This is a genomic window from Embleya sp. NPDC025285, assembly GCF_055558835.1.
In genome coordinates this window covers 1-1,243 of record NZ_JBVHLU010000309.1, presented here as the reverse complement: position 1 = coordinate 1,243, position 1,243 = coordinate 1, and the positions used below count along the sequence as shown (strand labels likewise).

At 64.4% G+C, this 1,243-nt stretch carries 2 protein-coding genes; both read left to right on the top strand.

Translation table 11 applies throughout. The annotated features are described in order from the left end of the window. Positions 1 to 697: Mu transposase C-terminal domain-containing protein (locus ACZ4FV_RS52435; RefSeq protein WP_465328567.1), on the top strand; the 697-nt coding region annotated here is incomplete at its 5' end. A 2-nt stretch (positions 698 to 699) separates the two neighbouring features. After that, positions 700 to 1,243 (top strand): TniB family NTP-binding protein (locus ACZ4FV_RS52430; RefSeq protein WP_465328566.1); only part of this gene is annotated, 544 nt, incomplete at its 3' end.

Sequence of the window (1,243 nt, the reverse complement as noted above, 5' to 3'; positions counted from 1 at the left end):
GGAATACGCCTCCGAGAAGATGGCCGCCCTGACACTGCGCGAGCTGGAACGCTGGCTCGCATTGGCGGTTGGCACCTATCACGGCTCCGTGCACAACGGCCTGCTCCAACCGCCGGCCGCACGCTGGGCCGAAGCTGTCGCGCGTACCGGCGTTCCAACCGTCATCACTCGCACCACGGCTTTTCTGGTCGATTTCCTGCCCGTCCTCCGCCGCACCCTGACCCGCACTGGCTTCGTCATCGACCACATCCACTACTACGCCGATGCGCTCAAGCCGTGGATAGCTCGGCGCGACCGCCTGCCTGCGTTCCTGATCCGGCGCGACCCACGCGACATCAGCCGCATTTGGGTGCTGGAGCCGGAGGGGCAGCACTATCTGGAAATTCCATACCGTACCTTGTCGCACCCGGCTGTCACCCTCTGGGAACAACGGCAGGCGCTGGCGAAATTGCGGCAGCAAGGGCGCGAACAGGTGGATGAGTCGGCGCTGTTCCGCATGATCGGGCAGATGCGCGAAATCGTGACCACTGCGCAGAAAGCCACGCGCAAGGCGCGGCGCGACGCGGATCGACGCCAGCATCTCAAGTCAACGGAACAACCTGTCAAAACCACGCCACCAGCGGACACGGACATGGCAGACCCGCAGGCGGACAACCAGCCACCTGCCAAACCGTTCGACCAGATTGAGGAGTGGTAGCCGTGGACGAATATCCCATCATCGACCTGTCCCACCTGCTGCCGGCGGCCCAGGGCTTGGCCCGTCTCCCGGCGGACGAGCGCATCCATCGCCTTCGCGCCGACCGCTGGATCGGCTATCCGCGAGCAGTCGAGGCGTTGAACCGGCTGGAAGCCCTGTATACGTGGCCAAACAAACAACGCATGCCCAACCTGCTGTTGGTCGGTCCAACCAACAACGGCAAGTCGATGATCGTCGAGAAGTTCCGCCGCGCCCACCCGGCCAGCTCCGACGCCGACCAGGAGCACATCCCGGTATTGGTCGTGCAGATGCCGTCCGAGCCATCGGTGATCCGCTTCTACGTCGCGCTGCTCGCGGCGATGGGAGCACCATTGCGACCGCGCCCACGGCTGCCGGAAATAGAGCAACTGGCGCTGACACTGCTGCGCAAGCTCGGTGTGCGTTTGCTGGTGATCGACGAGCTGCACAACGTCCTGGCCGGCAACAGCGTCAACCGCCGGGAATTCCTCAACCTGCTGCGCTTCCTCGGCAACGAATTGCGCATCC